The organism is Halorarius halobius, from assembly GCF_024298865.1.
In the GTDB taxonomy this organism is placed as follows: domain Archaea; phylum Halobacteriota; class Halobacteria; order Halobacteriales; family Haloarculaceae; genus Halorarius; species Halorarius halobius.
Map to the genome: position 1 here is coordinate 526,969 of NZ_CP101161.1, position 24,126 is coordinate 551,094.

A 24,126-nucleotide genomic window follows, 5' to 3' on the forward strand; every position below is an offset into this window, starting at 1 on the left:
CATCCGTACAGAACGACGCTTCAGTAGGAATCCGTACAGAATTGTCCTTCAGCTTACACTTATGGCGACGTAGCGGCTACGGACAGGTGAGGACAGATGAGCCCCGAAACCCCCACCCACGCCGACGCTCCGACCCGATCCGACACCCTCGCTACGCCCTCGCCCGGCCCCCGCAGTCTCCGCCTCCGCGCGCTACGTCACCTGCGGCCCCAGCAGGTCGTGGTGCTGGCCGCGGTGGCGGTGCTGGCCGCGCTCGTCATCGCCGCGCCCGCGGGCGTCACGGCGACGGTCGCCCTGCTGGCCGCGACGGTGACGATGCTCGTCGCCGCGCCGCTCCTGGCGGTCCGGGCCGCCGCGGGCCTCGCGTAGCGGCCGCGACACCCCATCGTTTCGCCTCGTCGAACGCCCGACCGTCTGACCGACGAACGGGGGCGGGGGACCACTTCCGCCCCGGTTGGGAAACTTCTTAGCGGAGGGCGACCCAACGCCAGTACCTACATGGCCCGCGCGGAGAACGCCGAGATCATCGACCGCTTCGAGGAGTTCTACCGCACCTACTACCGCAACGAGATCGGCGAACTCGCCCAGAAGTACCCCAACGAGCAGAAGTCGCTGTACGTCGACTACGACGACCTCTACCGGTTCGACACCGACCTCGCGGACGACTTCACCGCCCAGCCACAGCAGATGACCGAGTACGCCGAGGAGGCGCTCCGCCTGTACGACCTCCCGGTCGACGTGAAACTCGGCCAGGCGCACGTCCGCGTCCACAACCTCCAGCAGACGACGGGCATCCGCGACATCCGCGCGGACCACGTCGGCAATCTCATCGCCGTACAGGGCATCGTCCGCAAGGCGACCGACGTGCGCCCGAAGATACAGAACGCCGCCTTCGAGTGCCAGCGCTGTGGGACGATGACCCGCGTTCCCCAGTCGGACGGCGACTTCCAGGAACCCCACGAATGCCAGGGCTGTGAACGACAGGGCCCGTTCCAGATAAACTTCGACCAGTCGGAGTTCGTCGACGCCCAGAAGATACGCGTCCAGGAGTCGCCCGAAGGGCTCAGGGGCGGCGAGACCCCGCAAGCCATCGACGTCCACATCGAGGACGACGTCACCGGGGAGGTGACCGCGGGCGACCACGTGACGGTGACGGGCATCCTCCGACTCGAACAGCAGGGGAACCAGCAGGAGAAATCCCCGGTGTTCGACTTCTACATGCAGGGCCGGACGGTGACGATCGAGGACGAGCAGTTCGAGGAGATGGACATCACCGAGGAGGACAAAAAGGAGATCATCGAACTGTCGAACGACCCCGACATCTACGAGAAGATGGTCGCCTCGATGGCCCCCTCCATCTACGGCTACGAGGAGCAGAAACTCGCCATCATCATGCAACTGTTCTCCGGCGTGAAGAAGGACCTCCCCGACGGGTCGCGGATTCGGGGTGACCTGCATATGCTGTTGATAGGGGACCCTGGCACCGGGAAGTCCCAAATGCTTCAATACGTTAAGAAGTTAGCTCCGAGGTCCGTCTACACCTCCGGCAAAGGGTCCAGTTCCGCGGGGCTGACCGCGGCCGCGGTCCGGGACGACTTCGGCGACGGCCAGCAGTGGACGCTCGAAGCGGGGGCGCTCGTACTGGCCGACCAGGGCATCGCGGCGGTGGACGAACTCGACAAGATGCGGCCGGAAGACCGGTCAGCCATGCACGAAGCGCTCGAACAACAAAGCATTAGTATAAGCAAGGCCGGAATTAACGCAACTCTTAAATCTCGCTGTTCCCTGCTGGGCGCGGCGAACCCGAAGTACGGCCGGTTCGACCAGTACGAGCCGATGGGCGAGCAGATAGACCTCGAACCCGCCTTGATATCGCGGTTCGACCTCATCTTCACCGTCACCGACGAGCCGGACGAGGAGAAGGACAGCGAGCTCGCCGAGCACATCATCAACACGAACTACGCGGGCGAGCTGTTCACCCACCGCAACGAGGTGGCCACCTCGAACGTCTCCGAGGAGGAAGTCGACAACGTCACCGAGGACGTGGTGCCCGACATCGACGCGGACCTGCTCCGGAAGTACGTCGCCTACGCGAAGCGGAACTGCTTCCCGACGATGACTGAGGAGGCGAAGGGAGCCATCCGTGACTTCTACGTCGACCTGCGCGCGGAGGGGCAAGACGAGGACGCGCCCGTCCCCGTCACCGCGCGGAAACTGGAGGCGCTCGTGCGGTTGAGCGAGGCCTCCGCGCGGGTGCGGCTGTCGGATACGGTCGAGCAGAAGGACGCCGAGCGGGTCATCGAAATCGTGCAGAACTCCCTGCGCGACATCGGCGTCGACCCCGAGACGGGCGAGTTCGACGCCGACATCGTCGAAGCGGGCACCTCCAAGAGTCAGCGAGACCGCATCAAGAACATCAGGGGCATCATCAAGGAACTCGAGGAGGAGTACGAGGACGGCGCCCCCGAAGACGAGGTGTTCGAGCGCGCCGAGGCCGTCGGCATGGACCGCGACAAGGCCGAACACGAGATAGAAAAACTGCGACGGCAGGGCGAGATTTACGAGCCGACGCAGGGCCACCTGCGGAGCACGTAGATGGACCGCATCTCCGCGCTCCGGAACGTCGAGGCGGCGCTGGAAGCGTTCGAGGACGGCGAGACGGACCTCGCCGGACTGGAACGACAGGTCCGGGGCGTCCTGCGGAGCTACGCTACGGAGTTCGAGGGCGAGATGCACGCCTACCGCGCGGCGGGCGACGACCCCGTCGACGGGATGGTGGTGCTCGCACCCGGTCGGGGAGCGGCCCGGGAGCGCGTCGCCGCCCTCTGTTCGGGCGACCCCGCGTTCGACGTGGAACGGGTCGACTGACCGCCGGGAGACGTTCCGGAGTTAATTTTAAGTCAGAATAGTAGCACAGAAAACCCGTGCTGCTGGTGGTGACGTACTCGCGTGAGTCACGGACCGCCCTGCGGAACGTCTGCCGGAGCCACGAGGAGAGCGTCGTCCGGCGGTTCGGTCGCGCCGCGCTCCTCGAGGAGACGGGAAAGGGCGCGTTCCTCGCGTGTCGGCTCCGCGAGCGCCACCCGGTGGACGTGCAGGTGGAGCGTACCCGGCCGCTCAACGAGTACGCCGACGTTCCCGACGACGTGCGGGAGGCGGCCGTCGCGTACGAGCGCGAGGCCGGCACCTACACCCCGTACGCGAAGTTCGCGGCCGGCACCGACCATCCGGAGCCGGACGCGCTCCGCGACCGCGAACTGTGACCCGGTGGCTGTCCGTTCCTCCGGAGCCGACGGTGCTGACGCCGCCCGACGGTCTCGCCCCCGAGCGGCTCGTCGCCGCCGTTCGTGACCCGGACGACGACCGGGTCCCGTGTCCGGCGCCGGGACCGGCCCACGCCTATCTCGGCTGGCTCCACCCCGACCTGGAGGTGAACCGACGGCCGACGCTGGCGGCGGTCGCCCGCTCGCGGGGGATGACGGCCCCGCAGGACGGCGAGCTTCGGGGGGTCGCGGCCGACCTCCGGACGCTCGATTCGGGGGCGACTGACCTCGCGGCCGCCCGGCGGCGCGTGGCGAGAACGGGCACCGAGCGGGACCGGCTTCGCGAGCGGGTGGCGGAACTCCGTGGCGAGGTGCAGGCCAGACGAGAGGCTGGCCTCGACGTCAGCGACGCCCGCGAGCAGTTGGCGGAGGCCGCCCGCGAACTCTCCGAGGCGACGACCGAGCGGGAGGCCGCCGAGCAGGCGCTCGCTCGCGCCCGCGAGCGAGCTCGCGACGCCTACGACGTACGGGAGGAGCGGCTCGCCCTCCAGGACCGGGCCGCGAACCTCCAGCGGGAAGCGCGGGCGACGCTTGCCGACCGGATGCGTCCGCACGTCGACGAGACGCTGGCGGAACTCGGAGCCTGCCCGCTCGACGAAGCGGACGAGCCGACGGTGGCGCTGGCGGCGGCGACGGTCGCCCGGTTCGACGCGCCCATCGTGTACGAACTCGACCATCTCCCGCCGGCGGTGGCCGCCGACCGTCTCGGTGCGGTGGTCGTCCGCCCGTAGTTTATGCCGGATGGGGCGGCCACCGACCCCATGGTGTCCGCCGACGCCCGGTGTCGTCGCATCGACGGCCGGACGCTCGTCGAGTGTCGACTGCGAAACGAGAGCGAGAGCCCGGAGCGGGTCCGCGTCGAGAGTCGGCTCGACGGCCCGGTCCACCCGCCCCGCGAGGGTGGCGTGCCCGCGGCCGGCTGGAGCGACGGCGTGTGGACCGGTCAACTCGAGGCCGGCGCGCGCGTCGGCGTCGGATTCGCCACGTCCGCCGCGCCCGCCGACCCGCCAGTCCGCGTCGAGGCACATCCGGCAGACGACAGCGACGGGCAGTTCGGAGCCGACCCGACGGCCGAGACGGTCGCTCGCGAACTGTCCGACCCGCGGCCGCCGCGAGCGGCGCTGTTCGACGAGACCGGCGACGCCCGAGCGACGGTCGGCGAGCGGACGGCCAACGCTTCGGCGCCGGCCAACGACTGGCTCGAGAGCGCCGCCGACCGCGTCGAGCGGCTCGAAGCACTGGCGGCAGTCCGAAGCCTGCCGGACGCGACGGCGGCCGTCGCGGCCACGGACGGACTGGCCGGGAGTCGGCGGCTCTGCGAGCGGACCCGCGAGGACCGGGAGCGACTGCTCGAACTCGCCCGGCGAGCCGAGCGACTCGCCGGTCGCATCGAGGCCGCCGAACTGCCGGTCGAGACGCTGGAGCGGCTGTCGTGATTCTCGCCGTCGTCGGCGGAAAGGGCGGCGTCGGGAAGACGACTGTCGCGTACAACCTCGCCGCGGAACTCGACGCGGTGGCAGTCGACGCGGATCTCGGGATGGCGGACCTGCCCGAGCGCCGGGGGCCGGACCTCCACGACGTGCTGGCCGGGCGCGCGGCGGCCGTGGAAGCGGTCGACGAGTCCGGCCCGGTCGACCTACTGCCGTGCGGGCGGACGCTCGCCGGGACGCGAGCCTGCGACGTGCGCGAACTGTCGGACGCGCTGACGGCCGTCGACACCCACTACGACTCCGTGGTCGTCGACTGTCCCGCGGGGCTGGGAACCGACGCCGGCGTCGCGTTGCTGGCCGCGGACGCCTGCGTCGTGGTGACGACGCCCGACCGGGTCGCGGTGCGGGACGCGCTCCGGTCGCGGGAGTTAGCCCGCGAACTCGACGCGGGGCTCTCGCGAGTCGTCCTCAACGTCGCCGACGAAGCCCCCGAGGATACGCGTGCGGCGTTCGGCGCGCCCGTCGTGGCAGTCCCCGACTCCCGCGCGGTAGCGCGGGCGATGGCCCACGGCCGACCGGTCCGGATGCTGGCACCCGACGCCCCGGCGACCGAACGGTTCGCGGCGCTCGCGGCCGGCGTTCAGCGGTCCACGAGGTCCTGATACGTCGACCGGAGCGTCACCGGGGTCACGTCGGCGGCGTCTGCGGCCTCGGCCTGCGTCAGCCCGTGGCCCCGCTCGCGAGCGGCGGCGTACAGGCAGGCCGCCGCTACGCCGGAGGGGTTACGGCCGACCGTCAGACCCTCGTCGCTCGCGCGCTCGGCGTGCTCGCGCGCGGCCGCCTCTATCTCGTCCGGGAGGCCGAGGTTCGACGCGAACCGGGCGAGATACTCCCGGGGGTCGATGGGGCCGGTCGGCAAGCCGAGGTCGCGATTCAGAGCGTCGTACGCGACCCGTAGTTCGTCGGCGTCGGCCTTCGCTCGGGCCGCGATCTCCTCGATGGTGCGGGCGATTTCGTTGACGCGACAGACCGCGTACACCGCGGCGGCGGCGAACCCCTCCAGCGAACGACCGCGGAGGAGGTCCGCATCCTGTGCGGACTCGAACAGCGCACACGCCTGCTCGCGGACCGGCTCCCCGAGTTCGAGCGCGCTCACCAGCCGCCGTATCTCCGTGAACGAGTACACCTGGTTCCGCTCCGTCTTCGTGCCGACGCTCGCCCGCTTGTGCTGGGTGCGCATCCGGGCGACCCGGCGGCGCTTCCGGCCCGTCAGCCGCGTGGACCGGCCGATTTCCGTCGAGAGGCCGCGGTCGTGGCGCGACCGGGTCAGCGGCGCCCCGCACCGCTCGGGGTCGGCGTCGTCGTCCGCGAACGACCGCCACTCCGGCCCGCGGTCGAGTTCGTCCTCCGCGACGACGAGGCCACACTCGCCACAGACCGTCTCGGTTCCCTCGCTGTGCAGTCGACCGTCGCACTCCGGGCACGCTGTCGCCGTCGTGCTCATGTGTGAAACTCGCGCCCGGTCGCTGGTAAAAAGGGGCGTCGAACCCGGGGGGTCGAGGGGCTCGCCGCCGGTGGAAACCTACCGGTGACCGGTGGGTTCCGGCGCGGGTTTTCACGACCGTAGATTTTTGTGAAACGAAGCCACCAGACCGCGTGTGACGCTCGACGACCTCGCGGCCGGGCTGGAGGTGACCGCCGAGCAGGAGGCGCGTGGCGTGGCGGTCGCCGACGACACCGACGCGCCGCTGGTCGACCGACTGGAGCCGTACGCCGCGCCACTCCCATGTACCCCGGCGGCCGCGGCGACGCTCGTCGAGGCGTACGCGACCGGGACGAGTGTCGGCGCCGCCGCCCGCGAAGCCGGCATCGCGCCGGTGACGGGCGCGAAGACGCTCCATCTGCTGGGGGAGGACGTCTCGCCGCTCGGTCCCACGGGTCGGGAAGTGGTCCGCGACTGGCTCGACGCGCGCCTCTCGCGGGCCGACGCCCTCGAGTTGACACGGTGTGACGACGCCGAGTTCGCGCTGGCGGTGTTCGTCGAGACCCACGACCCGCTGGACGGCGCGCGGGAGGCGCTGGCGGGCGCGCTCGCGGTCGACCGCGCCGACCCGCTCTCGGACGCCCGCTCGGACGCCGACGAGTTCCTATAGGAGGAGGCCGCCGCCGAACTCGACGTCGAGGTCGCGGCCGGTGGCCGCCGCCGTCGCCGCCGCGACGCCGGCGGCGAACCCGCCGTCGGCCTCGTCACAGACCGGAACCGCACCCGGAGCGGTGGTGCCGCTTTCGGGCACCGCGGCGTCGGCCCAGTCGACGCCGTCGCTCCGGGTCGCGACCGCCGCGTCGACGTCGCCGTCCACGTCGGCGAGGCGGTCACGGGTCCGGGCGAGCAGGTCCCGGCCGCGAGGGGTACCGGGCGCGACGACGGCGGTGCGGTCCGCGACGTTCACGGCCGCGACCGACTGGTTGGCCGCCACGGGCGGCACGTCCAGCAGGACGGCGTCGTGGCCCGCCGCGGCCGCCTCGGCGAGCCGCTCGAACCGCTGGGCCGCGTCGGGCGATTTCGCCCGGGCCAGTCGCGCGAACGGCGCCCGCGCCGGAGCGCAGGCTACCCGGCCGTCGGTCGCCACCGACAGTTCGTGGAGCCCCTCCGAGAGCGGTCGGTCCTCGGTGACGAGCGCGGTCACGTCGGGGTCGATGCGTCCCTCGAGGTGGTCCGCGAGCCCCTGCGTGGCGTAGGCGGCATCGAGGACGGCCACCGACTCGCCGTCGCGCGAGAGCGTCGCCGCCGCTTCCAGCGTCAGTCGGGTCGTGCCGACGCCGCCGGCGGCGCCGACGAACGCCGTGATGTCTCCCATACTTCTATTCGTTCGTTTCTGGGATAAAAAATTGCGGGAGCGAACTGGGGGCGAGAGAGAGGTCCGGGTCCGGCGCCGCCGCCGCTGACGGGGTCACCGCAGGACGAACGTGCAGACTCCCCCGTGGGCCGGGCAACCAGTGGATAGTTTTATACAGTTTTAGAATTGTGAATACATATCGTGCCACTGCGTAACAAAATGGCACACGGAGATACCCATGACCGACGAACACGACTGTGAATGTGGAATCGACGACGGACGACGGCGGTTCGTACAGGGCTGCGGGGCCGCGATGGCGTTCGCGGCCGCGGGGACCAGCCTGGGGACCGTCGCAGGCGACGCCTCGGGGGACGTTTCGGCGCTGCTCGCGGACCTGCCGGACAACTGGGGACGGTGGGGCGACGACGACGAGCTCGGCGCGCTCAACCTCCTGGGTAGCGAGGAGATGTTCGAGGGGATGCGTGCCGCCTCGAAGCGGGGTGCGAAGGGCGTCGAGCGGTTCACGCTCCAGTTGTCGATGACGGGAGAGGTCATCAACCCCGACCCGGACCAGCCGGAGGTCGTTTTCCCGAACGACGACGCGGGGTGGCCGAGCACCGACGTCGGCGACCCGGCGTTCCCGCCACGGACGCCAGCCCGCCGGGACAACACGACGCCGGAGGGCGGTTCACCGGTCGCCGGCGGCGTCTCGTTCGTCGACGACAAGTTCGTCACCGACGCGTTCCTGCAGGGGACGACCCACCTCGACGCGCTCGGCCACGCCTGGTACGGCGACGAGATATACAACGGGTTCCCCGCCGACTCCACGGAGACCGGCAAGTCGTTCGAGACGCCGCTGCTCGGGTCCGAAGGGCGCGACGCGCTCCCCGACGACGGTGACCCCGAGGACCTCACGCTCGTCGAGGAGACGCAGGGGCTCGCCCACGCCGCGGTCTCGAACCCCGCCGATGCGGGCATCTTCGGCCGCGCCGTCCTGCTCGACGTGGGCCGGCACCTCGACGTCGCCGACGAACACGACCGGCTACCGCTGGGGTACGGCGTCACCTACGACGACCTGCAGGCGACGGCCGACGCCCAGGACACCGAGATACGGGACCGTGACCTCCTGCTCGTCCGCACCGGTGCAGTCGAGCGCACCCGCGACCCGAACGCGGAGTGGGCACCGCTGAACGAGCCCGGCCTCGCGTTCAGCGACGCGCTCGTCGAGTGGGTCGCGGAGATGGACATCCCCTACATCGGTGCGGACAACCTCGCCGTCGAGAAGGTGGTACAGACCGTCGACGGCGACAGCTACGTCATCCCCCTCCACGGCGCGTTCCTTCGCAACCTCGGGGTGTACCTCAACGAGATACTCAGACTGGACGACCTCGCGGCCGCCTGTGCGGCCGACGGTATCTACGAGTTCCTGCTCGCGGGCGCGCCGCTCAACGTCGAGCGGGCGTCGGGCGGGGCCATCAACCCGGTCGCCGTGAAAGCGACGGGCGGCGGGAGACGGTAGGCGCTCCGGGCGTCACGACCCCGAGCCGCCGTCCCGTTCGCGCACGTCCAACAGCCGGAGTTCGACGGCGAGCCGTTCGCCCGCGAGGTCGTGGTTGAAGTCGACGGTGACGGTATCGTCATCCACGTCGGTTATCCATCCGACCTCGCCGGTGTCGGTTCCGACGAGCCGCCACGGCCGGGCGTCGCGCCCGCTCCGGGTTTCGAGGTCGCCGCGCGGCACCTCGACGACCCGCGCCTCCGAGCGGGGGCCGACCGCCTCGTCGGCCGCCACCGCGACCGTCCGCTCCTCGCCTCGCGCCATCCCGCGGACCGCCTCGTCGATGACGGACGGCACCTCGCCGGCCCCCACCTCGAAGGAGAGCGGCTGGTAGTCGCAGTGGTCGTGGTAGACGCCCGTCTCCAGCGCCACGTCGACGTCGGTGGTGTCGACGACCGGTCCGCCGTCGGCGAGGCGAACGACGTAGTGGACGACCGCGGTGTCGCCGTCTGCGACCGCCATTACTCGACGGTCACGGTCACGCCGTGCGGTTCGTAGGCGTTGTTGATGTAGCCGTCCTGGTTCCAGGGGAACTGGTCGTCCTGGATGCCACGCAGTTGCTCCTCGGGCGCGGAGACCGTCGCGGGCTGGGTTCGGTCCATCGCGTCCGTGGCCCTGGAGTACAGCGTGTACTCCCCCGGCTCCGGCTCCCAGACGTAGCGGAACAGCCGCCACGAGTCGGTGCCCAGGTCGGGTGCCATGAACTCCGCGTCGCCCCACGTCTCGCCGCCGTCGTCGGACACCTCCACCGTTTCGACGGCGTTATCGCCGGCCCACGCCGTGCCGAGAACCTCTATCGTCCCGTCCGCGCGCCGCGAGACGGTGCTGTCCTCGCCGGGGTAGCCGATGAGCGACTTCACCAGCTGGTCGTTGACGTAGGCGTTGCGTATCCGGTCGGGGTTCTGCATCTGCTCGTAGGTGTCGAAGATGTCGATGGACTCGTACTGCTCGGCCTCGTCGTCCTCCTCGGGGATGATGCGGTAGGAGTACTGTTGCCAGTGGGTGTACAGCCGTTGCTCGTCGGTTTCCCACTCGTCGCCGTACACCATCATGTCCATGACGTGCATCCGGGAGACCCACTTCACGTTGTTGTTGCCGTACCAGCCCGGAACGACGAGCCGAACGGGGAAGCCGTGGTCGCCGACGAGCGTCTCGCCGTTCATCTCGTAGGCGAGCAGGCAGTCGTCCATCGCCTTGCTCATCGGAATCGAGCGGGTGAAGATGTCCTCGCCGTCGGGGGCTTCCCCGCCCATGAACGACACCCACATCCCGTCGCTGGTGTCGGCGCCGTACGCCTCCAGCACGTCGCTGACGGGCGTGCCCGTCCACTCGGCGTTGCCGACGGCGCCGAACGTCCACTGGTTGCCGCCGACCTGTGGCTGGAAGTACGACCGCCCGTTGCCCGAGCACTGCATCACGTGGAACACCGTCTCCGTCGAGTAGCCCTCCTTCAGTTCCTGCATCGAGAGGTCGGCCTCCTGGTCGAACGCGCCGGTCAGCGAGACGGTCCACTCGCTCTCCTGGATGTCGGGCGTCGGGTAGTGGTTCCGGATGTAGAACTCCTCCAGCGGCGTGATGAGCGTCGTGTACGTGTCGCGGGCGGCGGCCTCGGCGTTCTCGGGTTCGGGCGAGAGGATGCGCAGGCCCGGATAGCGCTCCTCCAGGGACGGCTGGTCCTCGCCGGGCGTCTCCGGTTCCGTCTCGGTGGCCGTCCCCGTGGCGGTCGGGGACTCGGGAGCCGGCGAGGCGGTTCCAGTCGGCGTTCCGGTCTCCTGGGGCTGACCACAGCCCGCAAGCAGGGCGCTACCCGCACCAGCCGCCAGCAGGAACCGGCGACGCTCCAGATACCGCTCGCGTGTCGACGGGGTGGTGTCGTCCGGCATACCCCCGACGCAAGGCCCGTGTCACTATTGTTATAGGGACGCACGTCGGCAGAAAGCGGGGCGACCGACCGGGTACGATCGGCTTATCCTTCGGTCACGACGACCGTTCCGACCATCCCCTGGTCGGCGTGTGGCGCACAGACGTACACGTACTCGCCGGGAACCGTGAACGTGTGCTCGTACGTCGACCCCTCGGGGTCGACCGAGAAATGCTGGTCGCCCTCGTAGGAGGCGAACGGCTCGACACCCTCGGGGTTGCGCACCTTCTCGGAGGCGCCGGGCTTGCTGGTGACGTTGTGGCCGGGGCTCTCGAACGTCCACCGGACGGTCCCCCCAACCGGTATCTCCACCTCCTCGGGGACGAACCGGAGTCGTCCCTCCGGGCCGGCGGCCACCTCGACGGCCCCGCTCCCGGCCGTCGGGGACGGCGTGGGAGACGGCGTCGGCGTCTCCGTGGGCGGCGTCGAGAACGTCGTTGGCGTCGGTCCGTCGCCGGCACACCCCGCCGTCACCGCGATTCCGGCGGCGAGTCGCGCACAGAACGTCCGTCGGTCCATCGCGCCGGAATGTGCGCCGCCGCGCCGTTGTTACTCGGGACTTTCCGCCGGCGGTCTGCGGGTACGGCGGCCGTACCCGGGCCACAAGACATTTTTTCACCGGACGACACTCGCCGTCAAACCATGCCCCCGCAGTCGCGCAGAGCCCTCCTCGCGAGCGCCGCCGCCGGGATCGCCGCCCTCGCCGGCTGTAGCGGCCTCCGGAACGCCGTCGACGGCGCCGAGCCGACCGTCCGGCCGAGCGCGCTCCGCGAAGTTGCGTCGAGCGAGTCGCCGACCCCCGAGCCGGCCCTCCCGGTCGACGTCGTCGACGACCTCGCGGCCCACCACCGCGAACGGGTCCAGCACCTGCTCGAGCGCGTCCCCCGGTCGCCGTCGGGCGAGGAGACGCCCGGCGAGACGGTCAGGGACGTCGTCGCACGGAACGTCGAGTCGGCCCGTGCGGAACTGTCGGCGGCCGCCGACGCGCGCTACCCGTCGGAACGGCTCGCGGCCCTGCGTGGGGCCCGTGCCGACGCCGCCGCGGCCGCGGCGACGTGGGCGGCCGCCGACCCGCGTTCGGACCCCACGCCCTCGGTGGCGCAAAACGCCGTCCGCGACCGGCTCGCGGCCGCCGAGCGGGACCGCCGCTACGTCGGCGGCGAGGACTCCGTGGGCGCGTTGCTCGCGCACGGAACCGTAGAGCGCCGGTTCGCCACCGCGGGCCGGTGGCTCGACGGCGCGCTCGAGACGAACCGGTCGGGGGCCGTGGGCGTCGGCGAAGCGATGGAGAGCGTCGAGCGCGCCCGGGCGTATCTCGACGGCGGCGTCCGACTGTACGGGGGGTACGTCACTTCCCTGCCGCGGGAGCGCGACGTGCGACCGCTGTTGGCGACGGCCGCCGACGACCTGCGCTCGACCGCCCGGGAGCGCCGGCCGGACGGCCTGACCCGGGAGACGACCCCGGGCGCCGTCGTCGACGGCTACGCCGACGCGAAAGGCACCGCGGTCGGCGAGGCGCTCCGGGACTGCTACTTCGACGTGGTCGACCCCGGGGCCGTCCGCACGGGCGACGACCGCCTCGCGGCGGCCGCACTCGACGTGCAGGCGTATCTCACCGCCGTCCGGGGGTTCGAGACGCTGGAATCGCGAATCGAGAGCGGCGACTACCGCACCGTCGAGAGCGGCGAGGACCTGCGGGCGTTCCGGCAGTCCGCCGTCGAGGCTATCGAGGCCGGCAGGTCGCGGCTCGACCGCCGACTGCTGGTCGAGTCGGCGGTCCAGCTCGGCTTCGACGACGAGCGACTCCGGGAGTTCGCCGAAGGGGTCGACGGCCCCCTGCCTGCCGACGAACTGGTCCCGTTCGCCGCCGACTACCTCGAACTCGCCGTCACCGCCGACGCGGTACCCGCCGCCAGCGAACGGGTGCGGGCCGCGCTCGTCGGCTGACGTTCGACCTCACAGCCGCGCGTCGATGTCCTCGCGGATGGCATCGAGTTCGTCGTCGGAGAGGTCGGGCCGGGAGCCGGCGACCGCGTGGATGGGTCGGCCGCCGTCGCCCTCGAACCGCGGCACGACGTGGGCGTGGACGTGGGGCACCTCCTGGCCGGACGCCTCGCCGTTGTTGATGCCGACGTTCGAGCCGTCGGCGTCGACCGCCTCCTGGACGGGGTCGACTATCTCGTGGAGCGTCCCGAACACAGCCGCGGCGGTGTCGTCGTCCATCGCCTCGACGTGCTGGTGGTGGGCCTTCGGGACGACCAGCGTGTGCCCCGGCGCGAGGGGGTTGGCGTCGAGGAACGCCAGCGTCTCGCTGTCCTCGTGGACGGTGCGTGCGGGGATGTCGCCCGCGACTATCGAACAGAAGATGCAGTCGTCGCTCACGGCCGGGAGCATGCCCGCGTGGCCGAAAAACGTCCCGGTGGCGGGCCTAGACTTTTGCTCCACAGCGTGGCATCCGTCAACATGGAGTTCGAGCGCCACAGCCAGGAGTCGACGTTTCACAGTCCGCTGGCGGAGTTCGAGGAGGTGACCGAGACGGTGGAGGTGCGGGTCGACCCGCTGACGGGCCGGACCGGACGCGTCGCGGACGGCGCGTTCCTCGCGCCCGACGAGTACGACATCGACGCCGTCGTCTCCGACTCGGAGGGCTGTTTCTTCTGTCCGGACAGCGTCGAGGCCGCCACCCCAACCTACCCCGACTGGATGGAGATGGACCGGGGGCGTCGCGGCGAGGCCACCTCGTTCCCGAACCTCAACCCGTACGGCTCGCACTCGAACGTCGTCGCGCTCACGGAGACCCACTACCAGCCGCTGGACGCGTTCACGACCGAGCAGTTCGCCGACGGGTTCGGGGCCGCACTGGAGTTCGTCCACGCGGCGCTCGAACACGATGGCGACGCCGCCCACGCCTCGGTGAACATGAACTTCCTCAAGTCCGCGGGGTCGAGTCTGGTCCACCCCCACCTCCAGACGCTCGTGGACGACCGCGGGACGACCCGCCAGCGCCGCCTGCTCGACGCCGGCCGCCGCTACCGCGAACGGGAGGGCGCGGACTACTGGGCCGACCTCGTCGAGGCCGAACGCAACGGCGACCGCTGGATAGCCTCGACGGGCGCGGTCGACTGGCTGGCGGCGTTCGCGCCCAAACACCACCGGCACGTGCTGGGGGTCGTCGAGGAGACCGGCATCCCCGACGCCGAGGGGCCGGCGGTCGACGCACTCGCGGAGGGACTGACGGGCGTGCTGGCGTCGTACGCGGCGGCCGGCCACAACGCGTTCAACGTCGCGCTCCACCTCACCGAGGGCGAGCGGCCGGTCGTCCACGTTATCGCCCGCGCGGTGTTCGACGAGTACTACTGGTCGGACTCGCCGTTCTTCACCGTTCTCCACGACGAGGGCGTCGTCGAGACGCCGCCCGAACAGTACGCCGCCGACGCCCGCGAGCAGTTCTGACCGACGCAACGGCTTTCACCGCGGACTGTTCAGATGGGCGCATGCAACTGGCCGACCTCGCTGGTCCCGTCACCGACGCCCACGTCCACCTGATGCCCGACCGGCTGATGCGGGCCATCCGCGACGCGCTCAACGACGCCGCCGGCTGGGAGTTTCCGCACCCGACGGAGCGGGAGGCCATGGAGGAGAACCTCCGGGCGGCCGGCGTCGACCGCTACCTCGCGCTCCCGTACGCTCACAAGCCGGGCATCGCGGCGGAGTTGAACGACTGGGTGCTCGCTCGCGCAGACGAGTCGGCGATGGCCGTCCCGTTCGCCACCGTGCACGGCGACGACGACGTTGACGAGGTGGTCCACGACGCCTTCGAGGCCGGTGCTCGCGGCCTGAAATTCCAGTGTCCCGTCCAGGAGTGCGGCCCCGCGGACCCGCGGCTCGACCCCGCGTTCGAACTCGCCGCCGAGTACGACCGCCCGGTCCTGTTTCACGCCGGCACCGCCCCCATGTTCGAGGACAGCCCCCACGTCGGTATCGACCAGTTCCGCGAGTTCCTCGACTCGTATCCGGGAGTGCGGGCCTGCTGTGCCCACATGGGGACGTTCAACCACGAGGCGTTTCTCGAGACGGCCCGCGACAACGACAACGTGTTTCTCGATACGGCGGTGGCGATGGCGACGGCGGGCGACACCGTCCGGTTCGACCCCGGCGAAGTCGGCGACGACGTGTTCGAGGAGTTGGCCGGCCGCGTCATGTTCGGGAGCGATTACCCGAACATCCCGCACAGCTACCGCGCCGAGTGGGAGGGCCTGCTCGCCCGAGAGCTGAGCGACGAGGCGTTCGAGGCGCTGTTCGGCGGCGCGGCCGACCGGTTCCTCGGGGCGCGTTGAGTCGGCGACCCCGCTGGGAGCCGAGCGACCGACACGCCGGGGCGTGACGGGGTCACGGGCCGCCGTCGTGCTCCGGCATCGAGGAGTGGTCGCCGGCCTGCCGTCCGGGCATCGACGGCGGTGGTTGCCACTCACTCGATACGACCGTCCGCTCGGGTATCGGCAGGTACAGCTCCGGTTTCCGCGTCAGCAGTCGCTCCAGAAGCGTCAGGTCCGTCGGGTTCGGCTTCTCGATGACCGCGTACTCGACGACGACGGCGCCGTCCTCCTCGAAGACGCGGACGTAGTTCAGCCGGAACGAGGGGTAGAACACCCGCGGGAGCAACCCGAGCACGGCCCGTTGCCGGTGGAGTCGTCTCAGCCACGTACCAGTGTTCACGACGACGCGATCGTCTACGCCGGTGATGGAGGCGCGGTGGGTGTGGCCGTAGACGAACACCGCCACCTCGGGACGGGCGTCGAACACCTCCCGTGCCGCCCCGACGTACCGGTCGTTTATCTCCTCCGGGTCGTCGCCACCGACCAGTCCGAACCGTCTGAGCGTTCGCCTGACGTCCCGTGCGAAGAAGAACAGCGGGATCGAGATGAGGGTGAGGAGGAGGATGACGGCGACGTTCACGAACAACACGACGTCGATGAGCACGCCGACGACACTCAGCCGCCGCAACACCGCCTCCACCACTTCGTTCGGCAACGACCAGAGCCCGACGACGTCGAACAGCAGCACGACGACGTAAAACAGGCTGACGTTGAACAGCAGGAGGAACGGTATCACCGCGTACCGGAGAACTGGACTCATCTCCCGGTAGAAGTAGTTCGATATCAGCCAGTCGGGAATCTGCGTCATCGGGGTCACCGACTGGATGTCTTTCAGCCAGTTGAACTTCCCGTGCTTCGAGAGCTTCCCCGCTCTGCTCGTGATGCGGCGGTTCACGTGGTAGCCCGGCGGCTGGGCGTACGGGTTCCCGAAGTCCGGACTCTCGTTGTTCGGGTCGCGCTGCTGACCGTGTTCGATCCAGATGACCCGGTCGGCCACCTCCCGGGTGATGACCACCTCCTGTTCGAGCGTGACGTTGTACTCGGCGAGTCGGTCGACGTACTCGTCGTAGCAGGCGAGTTCGTAGTCGTGATTGCCCGGGATGAACGTGATTGGCACCCGCTCGCCGGTCGCCCGGAGCTGTTCGAACAGTTCGGGGTAGCGGGCGACGAGCGCGTCGAACTTCGCCATCCCCTCCAGGTCGGTGAACTCCCACAGCCCGAACGCGTCGCCGTTCACGATGAGTTCCGCGTCCTCGTCGCTCGCCTCCAGGTCCCGGAGGAACTCGACGAGTTCGTCCATGAACTCGACCTCCTGGAGCGTCTCGTCGCCGCCGATGTGCAGGTCGCTGATGAAGTAGTACCGGGTCGCGTCTCGCGGTGTCTCCTGGCTCATGGGTCGTGCGGGCCGGGGCTGGTGGACTCGGTCATCGGGACGACCCTCACCGCTCGGCCGACCGCGTAGCCAGTCGTTCGGTGAGCTGGTCGGCGATTCCGGAGAGATACGCCGTGCCGAAAATCGCCACGAGCAGGCCGCCGAGCGTGTTGTAGAACAGGTCGAGCACGGTGTCGTCCAGCCCGTACTGGGTGAGGACCGAGCCCGCTCCCAGCAGTCCCGTGACGACGCCGATGTAGAACTCGATGAGCTCCCAGATGACGCCGAACGCGAGCACGAACATGAGCATGAACACGAAGAGGAACCGCGGCGGCATGTGGATGAACTCGGTGTGCTGGTCGAGCGCGCGGACGACGGCGTAGGCGACGCCCGCGACCAGCGACGACGACAGCGCGTGGGTCATGTGGTCCCACCACCACGTCGCCTTGTAGGGGCTCAGGAAGTCCAGAAACGGGAGCGGGAGGGTCCCGAACGCGTGGAGGAACATCGCCGTCGTTATCCAGAGTACGATGCCGACCCCCATCGTGAACCGGTAGTTGCGCTCCAGATACGCGGGGAGGAACGTCACCACGAGCCCGACGGCGGCGTTGACCACGACGCCCGCGTTGGCCTGCCAGACGCCGACCAGCAGGATGGCGACCATCACGGCCTGCAGGAACCGGACCAGCTGTCCCTGCCGGCGTTGCGTCAGGCCGATGCGCCGGGCGACGCTCATGCGCCCCGCACCTCCTCGCGCTCGAGGTTCGCCTCGAGTCGGCGCGCGAAGTACCAGCGGAACAGGAGCGCGGAGACGACGCTTGCGGCCAGCGCCGCGGTGAACACGAGCATGAGCTGGTCGTTCGTCTCCACGAACTCGGTGCCGAGATACCGGGCCGAGGCCGCCGACCCGAGCGCCCACAGCCCCGCGGTCGCAAGCGTGGCGATGACGACGAACCCGATGGCGAAGTTGGGTGTCATCCGAACCGTCGTCGTCAACTGGAGCGTCACGACGACGAGGATGGCGAGCGCGGCGACGGCCAGCGCGAACACCACGTCACCGAGGAACGACGGGCCGAACGCGCCGGCGAGAAGCGCCACCACCGCGAGCAGCAGCATCGGCCACGGGACGGTCCGGGTCCACGACCGGTGGACGACGGCGGGGACGACGGCGACGGTCGTGGCGACGGCCGCGATGGCGACGACGACCAGCGAGCCGAGCAGGAAGTACACCACGGCGGTGGCGGCGAGCAGTCCGGTCAACAGCCACGCGATGGCGGCGTTCACTCGTGCGTCCTTGATGAACCACTCCTCCGGTAACGATTGCTCCATGACTGTCACCTCCGTGGGTGCGCCCGGAACGGCGGCCGGGGAGACACGCCCCCACGGTGAGGGAGGAAAGTTGTCGCTGGAGGATAATCACGATAGTTGCGTGATGCTCCCCAGTTCGAACCGTATTGCCTCGCCGGAACGAGCCGAGGAGCCCGCGAGCGCCGAAGCCACGCCCGGGGGCGGCTCGAACCGAAACCGGCAGGGAGCAACGACAAAGCGGGAACCACTCCGCCCGCAAGTCGCCGCGATAGCTCGTCCACCGGGGCGTAACCGCCGGTGAAAGCTACGGATACGCAACCGTAGGGCAATTCTGTTTATCGCCGACAGGGCCCTCCGCCGAGACATGGTGAAGTGGATGGCTGTCCTGTACGGCGTCGTGACCGCGATAGTGCTCGGCCTCGTCAGCGGGCTCGGCGTCCCGTTCACCGACGCGTCGCTTCCCGTGCTCGGCGCGGGGCTGACCGGGCTGATAGCCGGCGGCGTCGCCGGCTACGTCGCCCGGGGTGGACTCTGGAGCGGGCTGGTACACGGGTTCCTCGCGACGACCATCGGGGGCATCGTCGTGGCGCTGGTGCTACTGTTGCTCGGTACCCTCGTCGCCGGCGTGTTCGGGTTCAGCGCGGGCGTGCTGTTCCTCGTCTGGGTCGCCTCGAACGGCATCCCCGGCGCGGTCGGCGGGGCGATAGGCGGCGTGGTGGCGCCCGAGGAGACCGCGGCCGGCCAGCCCGCGACCTGAGCGCAGGGCGACCCCGGTCCACCCGAGGTGCCGAGGAGCGGATGGCTCGACTTAAGCCGTTGAAGCCGTGAGCCGGAGGTATCGAGACGAACACTCACCCGCCAGCGGCCGGCATCCGGCGGCGGCCGGCGGCGGGACGCCGCAGTTCGACCGGGACGAGCACGCAGTACCACGGGGGCGGAAGCCGGGTGGCCCGGTGACGTACCGGACGTCGAACGTCGCCCGCCTCGCCGGAGCGGCGTCGCTACTCGCCGCGCTGGCTGGCTGGGGCTACCTGTCGCATCTCACCGCCGGCGAGACCACCGTGACGACGTGGGCGGTGGCGCTCGCGGCCCTGTTCCCGGTGAGTGCGCTCCTGCTCGGTGCCGCCGGAAGCCGGTCGCCACCCCGGACCGGGACGGCGTACGCTGTGGGGGTCGCGGCGGGGGTCACAATCCTCTCGGTCGGGTATCTGGGTGCCGTCACCGCGGATTACGCGACGGTGCGTACCCTCGCCGCCGTCGAGAGCCTCGAGTTGGGGGTCGCCGCCGTCGGATTCACGCTGGTGGGTGGGACGCTCGCGCTCGTCGACCACCGGTACGTCGAGCGGCCCGTGACGGCGGCCCTGCTGGAGGAGCGACATCTCGACGACCCGAGTCGCCGGCAGTAGCGTTGCTTCGCGGCAGGCGTGGGGCCCGGTTCCGCCGTCGACGACCCCGACGACCCAACAAACATTTGTCCGCGTTGACAGACACACGAGTATGTCCACCGCCCGGATGCGTCGCCGCCGGCTTCTGCTCTGGGGTCTGCTCGCCGCCGGCTTCCTGTTCGTCAACTTCCACCGAACCGCGACGGCGGTGCTCGCGGAGACGCTCGCGGGGGCGTTCGACACGACCGCCGCCGAGTTGGGCTTTCTCCACGCCTCGTTCTTCTGGATTTACGCCGGCCTTCAGTTGCCGGCGGGACTGGTCGTGGACCGCTACGGGCCGCGGTGGGTCGCGGGTGTCGGCCTCGCCGTGATGACCGGTGGGGTCGCGTGGTTCGCGTCGGCCGGCACGCTGACGGCGGCGCTCGCGGCGCGGGCGACCATCGGCCTCGGGGGGAGCGTGCTGTACGTCGCCACGCTCCGGTATCTCGCCTCGTGGTATCGCCCCGACGAGTACGCGACGATGACCGGGCTCACCATCGCGGCCGCGGGCATCGGCGGCATTCTCGCCACGACGCCGCTGGCGCTGGCCATCGAGGCGGTCGGCTGGCGGACGGCCCTGCTCGCGGCCGGGGGCGCAAGCGGCGTCGTCACCGTCGGCATCCTCGCGGCCGTCCGCGACCGGCCGGCGGACGCCGGCCTCGAGAGCGTCGGAACCGCCGAGCAGTCCACCGCCTCGCTGTCGGAGGTGGTCGCCAACACCCGCACGGTGCTCGGCGAACGGGAGACGTGGCTGATGGGGCTGATGCTGTTCTTCGTGCTCGGGGCGAACTTCACCGTCCTCGGACTGTGGGGCGTCCCGTTCGTCGTCGACATCTACGGCACGTCGGTGGCGCAGGCGTCGACGTACGTCCTGCTGGGCAACGTCGGGTTCGTGCTCGGGTCGCCCGTCTTCGGCTGGCTGTCGGACCGGCTGGAACGCCGGACGAGTCTCATCGCCGCCTCGACGGCCGCGTTCACGCTGTCGTACGTGGCGCTGGTGACGGTGCCGCCGCTTCCGGTGGTCGGCGCGGCGCTGTTCTGTGCGCTGTTCGCCAACGGCGGCGTCGCGCTCGCGTTCACCGTCGGCAAGGAGCGGCACGACCCCGAGGTGGGCGGCACCGTCACGGGCGTCATCAACAGCCTCGGCTACTTCGGCGCGGCCGTCCTGCCGGCGGTGATGGGCGTCGTCCTCGACGCCTACTGGACGGGCGAGATAATCAGCGGCGCCCGCGTCTACACCGTCGCCGGCTACCGGGTCGCGTTCGGCATCGCGGCGCTGGCGGGCCTGCTCGCCACGGGGTGTGCGGCGTGGCTCCACCACCGCGAGTCGGGGACCCAAGCACCGACGGACGCGGCGACGAGGGGCGATTGACCGGGAGCGACCGACGGTGCGCCGCGTCGTGGCACCCGCGGACGACCGACCTCACACGCCGAGCGCGTCGGCCACGTCGTGGAACGTCTCCGCTTCGAGGCCGGGACAGTCGCCGGCGAACGACTCCCACGGCCCTCCCTCGCGGTCGAGCCACACGGACTGCATTCCGGCGTTCGTACAGCCGAGCACGTCGAACGAGGGGCCGGCGACGTGACAGATACGGTCGATGGGCGTCCCCGTCCGGGCGGCGGCGTGGCGGTAGATTTCGGGGTCGGGTTTGAACCGCTCCACTTCGTCGGCGCTTATCGTGTCCGAAATCAGGTCGTCGACGTCGGCGTGGTCGACCATCGAGTCGAGCATCTCGGGGTTGCCGTTCGAGACGACGTACACGTCGTAGCCGCCGTCGACGATGCGTTCCAGACCCTCGCGCACGTCGGGGAACACGTCGAGTTCGTGGTACACCGACAGGACGTCGTCCACCTCCTCGGCCGTGAGGTCCGCGCCGTTGGCGGCGGCCGCGTACGCCAGGGCGTCGCGGTTCATCTCGTAGAACGGCTGGTAGAAGCCGACGCTGTTGCCGACCATCGTGTAGAGGATGGAGCGGGCGCGCCACTCGACGGCGACCCGCTCGACCAGCGAGGCGTCGACGTACTCACCGAGTTTCGCGACCGTCGCGTAGGGGTCGACGAGCGTGCCGTACGAGTCGACTGTGACCGTCTCGACGCGGTCCGGGTCGAAGGACATACGTCCCGCGATGCCCCGAGGCGCCTTAGCCTTGGGGCGCGTCGGCGCGGCCCGTGGTCGTTCACCACACGCCGTGACCGCCCGCCTCCGGAGGTTCTTGCCGACGATGGCCACCAGCCACTTACGTGACCCCTCGGTTCCGACGGATATGGAACGCAGACGGTTCCTCGGCGCCGCCGCGGCCGCCGGGACGGTCGCGCTGGCTGGCTGTTCGAACGTGCAACCGGACCCCGTAGTCGTCTCCTCGAACGCGGAGAGCCAACTGTTCGGCCCCACCACCATCGACGTGACGGTGCAGAACGAGGCCGCCAAGGGCGACGTGAACGTGGTCGTCAAGATATTCGGGAGCGGCGAGACGGTCCAGAGCAAACACACCGAGACCGTGACGATGTCGGAGGGCGCGAAACGGGAGGTCACGTTCAACGTCGACCTCGAACAGGAAGCCGAGAAGTACACGGCGACGGCGAAGGCCGCGGGCTTCATCTAAAGAAGCGCATCGAGTTCCGCCAGATACGACTCGCGGCTGTGTCCCAGCCGAGAGAGCCACACCTCCTGATACGACGGGTGCAACAGCGGAATCACCCGCCCGAGGTCGGTCTCGACCGGCACCAGCACCGCATCGAGGAAGCCGTCGAGCGAGCGGCTGTCGGCCGCGAACACCGAGCGCGTGGCGTGTTTGCCGGTCGTGAGTATCGCGTCCGGGCCGACCCGCGCCACCTCCGTCAGCAGGTACGGCCGGCAGTTCGCCCGCTCCTCCGGGGTGGGGTCGCGGTTCTCCGGCGGGTGACATTTCACCGCGTTCGTGTAGTAGCAGTCGCCCGCGTAGCCGAGGTCCGCCATCATACGGCGTATCTTCCGGCCCGACGCCCGCGAGGTGTACGCCATCCCCGTCAGGTTGCCGCCGCGCCAGCGGTCGGCGTCGGGGGCGCCCGCGGCGGGCGCCTCCCCGACGACGACCAGCGAGGCGTCGGACGGGCCGACGCCCCACGAGATGCGGGTGCGGGCCTCGCACAGCGCCGGACAGCGCCGGCAGTCCTCGGCCAGCGGGGTTTGCTCGTCGGCGTCGGGGAACCGCGGCTCCGTCACGGCCGGGGGGTCGTGACCGACCGGCGTGAAGCTTCCGCCCGCCTCAGGTGCTCGCCGGCGTCACCGCTGGACGTCGGTGATGCGCTCGAGGATGGCCTCGGGGCGCTCCCGGCCGTGGTAGCGGACCGCCTCCCGGTCCCAGTCCACGTCGACGATGCCGGCGTCAGCGAGCATCGGCAGGTGGACGTGGCGGAGCGACGCCCGCGCGGCCCGCCGGGACGCGTCGTCGCCGGCGACCACCCCACACAGTTCCTCGACGGGCACCACGTCGTCGCCGGTCCGGGCGAGATACCGGAGCAGGCGACGCCGGGTCCCGTCGGCGAGCACCCGGAGGATGCGGTCGACGTCCGGGTCCTCAATCGCGTCGGTCGGCGACGTGGGCTCACTCGATGGTGCCATCGCGTCGACTACCGACGGGCCCACAGCTACTATCGGTTCCTATCGCTCCGCTACCGACTGGTTGCCGGCTACGTGCCGACCGGCGGCCGGTCGCCGTCGGGGTGGCGGATGCGTCCGCCGTCCGTCACTCCGTCAGCGGGAGCAGGATGCCGAACACGAACGGCGAGAGAACGAACAGCAGGATGCCGACGATCTCCATGTCGGTGAACAGGGTGTTCTCCCACGCCGGTAGCTCGTAGTGGAGTGCGTGGGCGGTGAGCTCCGCCCCGCCACCGAGCGCGAGGAGCAGGAGCCCGAGCGCGACGCCCATCTTCGTCAGTTTCGGGTAATCGATGTCTCCGTATCGACCCATATCTCGTCCGAGCGTGCAGCCGAGGGAAAGCGTTGTGAGAGAGTGTGTGACACGGAGTCACACAACCGCTATCACCTCGCGGTGACGAGGCGTGTGCATGTCCGATTTCGTCCCCGAGTGGCTCGCGGAGGCGGCGACGCTCGCGTTCGAACTGGTCGTGACGCTGTTGCTCACCGCGGCGGGCGTCGGCGCCGAACTCCAGAGTGCACAGGTGCTCGGCACGAACACCGTGGTGGCGCTGTGGTTCGGTTACATGGGTGCCGTGGCGCTGTACGGCGGCGTCGTCGTGTTCGGAAGCGGGCGCCTGCTCCCGCGCGTCCGCGGCGCGTAACCGCTCAGTCGTCGACCGGTTCGGGGGCGGACGCGGCCAGCCCCGCAACCCATCGCAGGGCCGCGGCCAGCGCGACGACCCCGCCCGCGATGCCGAGGACGGCGTACAGCGTCCCCTCGGTCGCGCCGGACAGTTCGTAGCCGATGGACGCGAGCGCGACCAGCGCGAGTCCGAGCAGACCGGCGACGACGACCAGCCAGCGGCGAATCGACCGCAACAGATGTTCGGAGGGCATCGGTGGGGAGTCACGGCGGCGTGAGATGAACCCCCCGACTCGCGGTCACCTGCAAGAC

The 24,126-nt window shown here is 70.2% G+C and carries 31 protein-coding genes; 17 read left to right on the plus strand and 14 right to left on the minus strand.

Features of this window, described 5'->3' with window-relative positions:
- Window positions 1–96 precede the first annotated feature (96 nt).
- The 7 genes from NL112_RS02700 to NL112_RS02730 all read left to right on the plus strand — a co-directional run bounded on the left by NL112_RS02700 (window position 97) and on the right by NL112_RS02730 (window position 5,415).
- Window positions 97–369 (plus strand): hypothetical protein, encoded by a 273-nt coding sequence (locus NL112_RS02700; protein ID WP_255151091.1) that lies wholly within the window; start codon window positions 97–99, stop codon window positions 367–369.
- 129 nt (window positions 370–498) lie between these two features.
- A complete protein-coding gene (locus NL112_RS02705) occupies window positions 499–2,595 on the plus strand; it encodes a minichromosome maintenance protein MCM (protein ID WP_255151092.1) in 2,097 nt (698 codons plus the stop codon).
- Entirely contained in the window at window positions 2,596–2,868 is a 273-nt protein-coding gene (locus tag NL112_RS02710; protein WP_255151093.1) for a DUF7854 family protein, read from the plus strand.
- Between the two features lie 56 nt (window positions 2,869–2,924).
- Window positions 2,925–3,263, plus strand: coding sequence for a DUF7855 family protein (locus NL112_RS02715; RefSeq protein ID WP_255151094.1), 339 nt, complete (start codon window positions 2,925–2,927; stop codon window positions 3,261–3,263).
- Complete coding sequence (locus NL112_RS02720; RefSeq protein WP_255151095.1) at window positions 3,260–4,054, plus strand: DUF7856 family protein; 795 nt, start codon at window positions 3,260–3,262, stop codon at window positions 4,052–4,054. Before NL112_RS02715 ends, NL112_RS02720 begins: the two co-directional genes overlap by 4 nt.
- 30 nt (window positions 4,055–4,084) lie before the next feature.
- Window positions 4,085–4,759 (plus strand): DUF7857 domain-containing protein, encoded by a 675-nt coding sequence (locus NL112_RS02725; protein WP_255151096.1) that lies wholly within the window; start codon window positions 4,085–4,087, stop codon window positions 4,757–4,759.
- A complete protein-coding gene (locus NL112_RS02730; RefSeq protein ID WP_255151097.1) occupies window positions 4,756–5,415 on the plus strand; it encodes a P-loop NTPase in 660 nt (219 codons plus the stop codon). Before NL112_RS02725 ends, NL112_RS02730 begins: the two co-directional genes overlap by 4 nt.
- Here the strand turns inward: NL112_RS02730 and NL112_RS02735 are convergent.
- Window positions 5,394–6,257, minus strand: a complete 864-nt coding sequence (locus NL112_RS02735; RefSeq protein WP_255151098.1) for a transcription initiation factor IIB — start codon at window positions 6,255–6,257, stop codon at window positions 5,394–5,396. The two genes, NL112_RS02730 and NL112_RS02735, sit on opposite strands and share 22 nt — an antisense overlap.
- A gap of 154 nt (window positions 6,258–6,411) precedes the next feature.
- On the opposite strand from NL112_RS02735, the gene NL112_RS02740 reads away from it, so the two are divergent.
- On the plus strand, window positions 6,412–6,906 hold the full coding sequence (locus NL112_RS02740) for a DUF7858 family protein (RefSeq protein ID WP_255151099.1): 495 nt from the start codon (window positions 6,412–6,414) through the stop codon (window positions 6,904–6,906).
- Here the strand turns inward: NL112_RS02740 and NL112_RS02745 are convergent.
- Window positions 6,901–7,611: a CpaE/TadZ family protein gene (locus NL112_RS02745; RefSeq protein WP_255151100.1), complete on the minus strand. Its 711-nt coding sequence runs from the start codon at window positions 7,609–7,611 to the stop codon at window positions 6,901–6,903. The genes NL112_RS02740 and NL112_RS02745 overlap by 6 nt on opposite strands.
- Before the next feature lie 217 nt (window positions 7,612–7,828).
- On the opposite strand from NL112_RS02745, the gene NL112_RS02750 reads away from it, so the two are divergent.
- Entirely contained in the window at window positions 7,829–9,109 is a 1,281-nt protein-coding gene (locus tag NL112_RS02750; RefSeq protein WP_255151101.1) for a cyclase family protein, read from the plus strand.
- Between the two features lie 12 nt (window positions 9,110–9,121).
- Here NL112_RS02750 and NL112_RS02755 read toward each other — a convergent pair whose 3' ends face one another.
- From NL112_RS02755 to NL112_RS02765, 3 genes are all read right to left on the minus strand, one after another.
- A complete protein-coding gene (locus tag NL112_RS02755; protein WP_255151102.1) occupies window positions 9,122–9,610 on the minus strand; it encodes an FKBP-type peptidyl-prolyl cis-trans isomerase in 489 nt (162 codons plus the stop codon).
- Complete coding sequence (locus NL112_RS02760) at window positions 9,610–11,031, minus strand: sulfite oxidase (RefSeq protein WP_255151103.1); 1,422 nt, start codon at window positions 11,029–11,031, stop codon at window positions 9,610–9,612. Before NL112_RS02760 ends, NL112_RS02755 begins: the two co-directional genes overlap by 1 nt.
- An 83-nt stretch (window positions 11,032–11,114) precedes the next feature.
- On the minus strand, window positions 11,115–11,588 hold the full coding sequence (locus NL112_RS02765) for a plastocyanin/azurin family copper-binding protein (RefSeq protein ID WP_255151104.1): 474 nt from the start codon (window positions 11,586–11,588) through the stop codon (window positions 11,115–11,117).
- A 123-nt stretch (window positions 11,589–11,711) separates the two neighbouring features.
- On the opposite strand from NL112_RS02765, the gene NL112_RS02770 reads away from it, so the two are divergent.
- Window positions 11,712–13,016 (plus strand): hypothetical protein, encoded by a 1,305-nt coding sequence (locus tag NL112_RS02770; RefSeq protein ID WP_255151105.1) that lies wholly within the window; start codon window positions 11,712–11,714, stop codon window positions 13,014–13,016.
- 9 nt (window positions 13,017–13,025) lie between these two features.
- Here NL112_RS02770 and NL112_RS02775 read toward each other — a convergent pair whose 3' ends face one another.
- A complete protein-coding gene (locus NL112_RS02775; RefSeq protein WP_255151106.1) occupies window positions 13,026–13,451 on the minus strand; it encodes an HIT family protein in 426 nt (141 codons plus the stop codon).
- Between the two features lie 81 nt (window positions 13,452–13,532).
- Between NL112_RS02775 and NL112_RS02780 the strand changes: the two genes are divergently transcribed.
- On the plus strand, window positions 13,533–14,522 hold the full coding sequence (locus NL112_RS02780) for a hypothetical protein (protein WP_255151107.1): 990 nt from the start codon (window positions 13,533–13,535) through the stop codon (window positions 14,520–14,522).
- Between the two features lie 41 nt (window positions 14,523–14,563).
- Entirely contained in the window at window positions 14,564–15,406 is an 843-nt protein-coding gene (locus NL112_RS02785; RefSeq protein ID WP_255151108.1) for an amidohydrolase family protein, read from the plus strand.
- 52 nt (window positions 15,407–15,458) lie between these two features.
- Here NL112_RS02785 and NL112_RS02790 read toward each other — a convergent pair whose 3' ends face one another.
- Genes NL112_RS02790 through NL112_RS02800 form a run of 3 tightly spaced genes read right to left on the minus strand, consistent with a single transcriptional unit; the run spans window position 15,459 to window position 18,146 of the window.
- Window positions 15,459–16,838, minus strand: coding sequence for a metallophosphoesterase (locus NL112_RS02790; RefSeq protein WP_255151109.1), 1,380 nt, complete (start codon window positions 16,836–16,838; stop codon window positions 15,459–15,461).
- Between the two features lie 46 nt (window positions 16,839–16,884).
- Complete coding sequence (locus NL112_RS02795) at window positions 16,885–17,553, minus strand: DUF2238 domain-containing protein (RefSeq protein ID WP_255151110.1); 669 nt, start codon at window positions 17,551–17,553, stop codon at window positions 16,885–16,887.
- A complete protein-coding gene (locus tag NL112_RS02800; RefSeq protein WP_255151111.1) occupies window positions 17,550–18,146 on the minus strand; it encodes a hypothetical protein in 597 nt (198 codons plus the stop codon). The genes NL112_RS02795 and NL112_RS02800 overlap by 4 nt, the downstream gene beginning before the upstream one ends.
- A gap of 343 nt (window positions 18,147–18,489) precedes the next feature.
- On the opposite strand from NL112_RS02800, the gene NL112_RS02805 reads away from it, so the two are divergent.
- The 3 genes from NL112_RS02805 to NL112_RS02815 all read left to right on the plus strand — a co-directional run bounded on the left by NL112_RS02805 (window position 18,490) and on the right by NL112_RS02815 (window position 20,921).
- A complete protein-coding gene (locus NL112_RS02805; protein ID WP_255151112.1) occupies window positions 18,490–18,882 on the plus strand; it encodes a DUF5518 domain-containing protein in 393 nt (130 codons plus the stop codon).
- A gap of 196 nt (window positions 18,883–19,078) precedes the next feature.
- Entirely contained in the window at window positions 19,079–19,531 is a 453-nt protein-coding gene (locus NL112_RS02810) for a hypothetical protein (RefSeq protein WP_255151113.1), read from the plus strand.
- Between the two features lie 91 nt (window positions 19,532–19,622).
- The gene (locus NL112_RS02815; protein WP_255151114.1) at window positions 19,623–20,921 is read left to right on the plus strand and encodes an MFS transporter; all 1,299 of its coding nucleotides are present in this window, start codon (window positions 19,623–19,625) and stop codon (window positions 20,919–20,921) included.
- A gap of 51 nt (window positions 20,922–20,972) precedes the next feature.
- Here NL112_RS02815 and NL112_RS02820 read toward each other — a convergent pair whose 3' ends face one another.
- Window positions 20,973–21,665 (minus strand): haloacid dehalogenase type II, encoded by a 693-nt coding sequence (locus NL112_RS02820; protein ID WP_255151115.1) that lies wholly within the window; start codon window positions 21,663–21,665, stop codon window positions 20,973–20,975.
- A gap of 148 nt (window positions 21,666–21,813) precedes the next feature.
- On the opposite strand from NL112_RS02820, the gene NL112_RS02825 reads away from it, so the two are divergent.
- Window positions 21,814–22,152: a twin-arginine translocation signal domain-containing protein gene (locus NL112_RS02825; RefSeq protein ID WP_255151116.1), complete on the plus strand. Its 339-nt coding sequence runs from the start codon at window positions 21,814–21,816 to the stop codon at window positions 22,150–22,152.
- Here the strand turns inward: NL112_RS02825 and NL112_RS02830 are convergent.
- The 3 genes from NL112_RS02830 to NL112_RS02840 all read right to left on the minus strand — a co-directional run bounded on the left by NL112_RS02830 (window position 22,149) and on the right by NL112_RS02840 (window position 23,502).
- Window positions 22,149–22,751 carry a uracil-DNA glycosylase gene (locus NL112_RS02830; protein WP_255151117.1) on the minus strand — a complete coding sequence of 201 codons (603 nt, stop codon included), beginning with the start codon at window positions 22,749–22,751 and terminating at the stop codon, window positions 22,149–22,151. The genes NL112_RS02825 and NL112_RS02830 overlap by 4 nt on opposite strands.
- A 60-nt stretch (window positions 22,752–22,811) precedes the next feature.
- The gene (locus NL112_RS02835; RefSeq protein ID WP_255151118.1) at window positions 22,812–23,150 is read right to left on the minus strand and encodes a DUF7344 domain-containing protein; all 339 of its coding nucleotides are present in this window, start codon (window positions 23,148–23,150) and stop codon (window positions 22,812–22,814) included.
- 124 nt (window positions 23,151–23,274) lie between these two features.
- Window positions 23,275–23,502: a DUF7860 family protein gene (locus tag NL112_RS02840; protein ID WP_255151119.1), complete on the minus strand. Its 228-nt coding sequence runs from the start codon at window positions 23,500–23,502 to the stop codon at window positions 23,275–23,277.
- Between the two features lie 97 nt (window positions 23,503–23,599).
- On the opposite strand from NL112_RS02840, the gene NL112_RS02845 reads away from it, so the two are divergent.
- On the plus strand, window positions 23,600–23,833 hold the full coding sequence (locus NL112_RS02845; RefSeq protein ID WP_255151120.1) for a DUF8151 family protein: 234 nt from the start codon (window positions 23,600–23,602) through the stop codon (window positions 23,831–23,833).
- Window positions 23,834–23,837: 4 nt separating this feature from the next.
- Here NL112_RS02845 and NL112_RS02850 read toward each other — a convergent pair whose 3' ends face one another.
- Window positions 23,838–24,068 (minus strand): hypothetical protein, encoded by a 231-nt coding sequence (locus NL112_RS02850; protein ID WP_255151121.1) that lies wholly within the window; start codon window positions 24,066–24,068, stop codon window positions 23,838–23,840.
- Window positions 24,069–24,126: the final 58 nt, after the last annotated feature.

Excerpts from the sequence above, each read along its gene's own strand:
- NL112_RS02700 (WP_255151091.1), top strand. The coding sequence starts at position 97 with ATGAGCCCCGAAACCCCCACCCACGCCGACGCTCCGACCCGATCCGAC.
- NL112_RS02705 (WP_255151092.1), top strand. The coding sequence starts at position 499 with ATGGCCCGCGCGGAGAACGCCGAGATCATCGACCGCTTCGAGGAGTTC.
- NL112_RS02710 (WP_255151093.1), top strand. The coding sequence starts at position 2,596 with ATGGACCGCATCTCCGCGCTCCGGAACGTCGAGGCGGCGCTGGAAGCG.
- NL112_RS02725 (WP_255151096.1), top strand. The coding sequence starts at position 4,085 with ATGGTGTCCGCCGACGCCCGGTGTCGTCGCATCGACGGCCGGACGCTC.
- NL112_RS02735 (WP_255151098.1), bottom strand. The coding sequence starts at position 6,257 with ATGAGCACGACGGCGACAGCGTGCCCGGAGTGCGACGGTCGACTGCAC.
- NL112_RS02745 (WP_255151100.1), bottom strand. The coding sequence starts at position 7,611 with ATGGGAGACATCACGGCGTTCGTCGGCGCCGCCGGCGGCGTCGGCACG.
- NL112_RS02750 (WP_255151101.1), top strand. The coding sequence starts at position 7,829 with ATGACCGACGAACACGACTGTGAATGTGGAATCGACGACGGACGACGG.
- NL112_RS02755 (WP_255151102.1), bottom strand. The coding sequence starts at position 9,610 with ATGGCGGTCGCAGACGGCGACACCGCGGTCGTCCACTACGTCGTTCGC.
- NL112_RS02760 (WP_255151103.1), bottom strand. The coding sequence starts at position 11,031 with ATGCCGGACGACACCACCCCGTCGACACGCGAGCGGTATCTGGAGCGT.
- NL112_RS02765 (WP_255151104.1), bottom strand. The coding sequence starts at position 11,588 with ATGGACCGACGGACGTTCTGTGCGCGACTCGCCGCCGGAATCGCGGTG.
- NL112_RS02770 (WP_255151105.1), top strand. The coding sequence starts at position 11,712 with ATGCCCCCGCAGTCGCGCAGAGCCCTCCTCGCGAGCGCCGCCGCCGGG.
- NL112_RS02780 (WP_255151107.1), top strand. The coding sequence starts at position 13,533 with ATGGAGTTCGAGCGCCACAGCCAGGAGTCGACGTTTCACAGTCCGCTG.
- NL112_RS02785 (WP_255151108.1), top strand. The coding sequence starts at position 14,564 with ATGCAACTGGCCGACCTCGCTGGTCCCGTCACCGACGCCCACGTCCAC.
- NL112_RS02790 (WP_255151109.1), bottom strand. The coding sequence starts at position 16,838 with ATGAGCCAGGAGACACCGCGAGACGCGACCCGGTACTACTTCATCAGC.
- NL112_RS02795 (WP_255151110.1), bottom strand. The coding sequence starts at position 17,553 with ATGAGCGTCGCCCGGCGCATCGGCCTGACGCAACGCCGGCAGGGACAG.
- NL112_RS02800 (WP_255151111.1), bottom strand. The coding sequence starts at position 18,146 with ATGGAGCAATCGTTACCGGAGGAGTGGTTCATCAAGGACGCACGAGTG.
- NL112_RS02805 (WP_255151112.1), top strand. The coding sequence starts at position 18,490 with ATGGTGAAGTGGATGGCTGTCCTGTACGGCGTCGTGACCGCGATAGTG.
- NL112_RS02815 (WP_255151114.1), top strand. The coding sequence starts at position 19,623 with ATGTCCACCGCCCGGATGCGTCGCCGCCGGCTTCTGCTCTGGGGTCTG.
- NL112_RS02820 (WP_255151115.1), bottom strand. The coding sequence starts at position 21,665 with ATGTCCTTCGACCCGGACCGCGTCGAGACGGTCACAGTCGACTCGTAC.
- NL112_RS02825 (WP_255151116.1), top strand. The coding sequence starts at position 21,814 with ATGGAACGCAGACGGTTCCTCGGCGCCGCCGCGGCCGCCGGGACGGTC.
- NL112_RS02835 (WP_255151118.1), bottom strand. The coding sequence starts at position 23,150 with ATGGCACCATCGAGTGAGCCCACGTCGCCGACCGACGCGATTGAGGAC.
- NL112_RS02840 (WP_255151119.1), bottom strand. The coding sequence starts at position 23,502 with ATGGGTCGATACGGAGACATCGATTACCCGAAACTGACGAAGATGGGC.
- NL112_RS02845 (WP_255151120.1), top strand. The coding sequence starts at position 23,600 with ATGTCCGATTTCGTCCCCGAGTGGCTCGCGGAGGCGGCGACGCTCGCG.
- NL112_RS02850 (WP_255151121.1), bottom strand. The coding sequence starts at position 24,068 with ATGCCCTCCGAACATCTGTTGCGGTCGATTCGCCGCTGGCTGGTCGTC.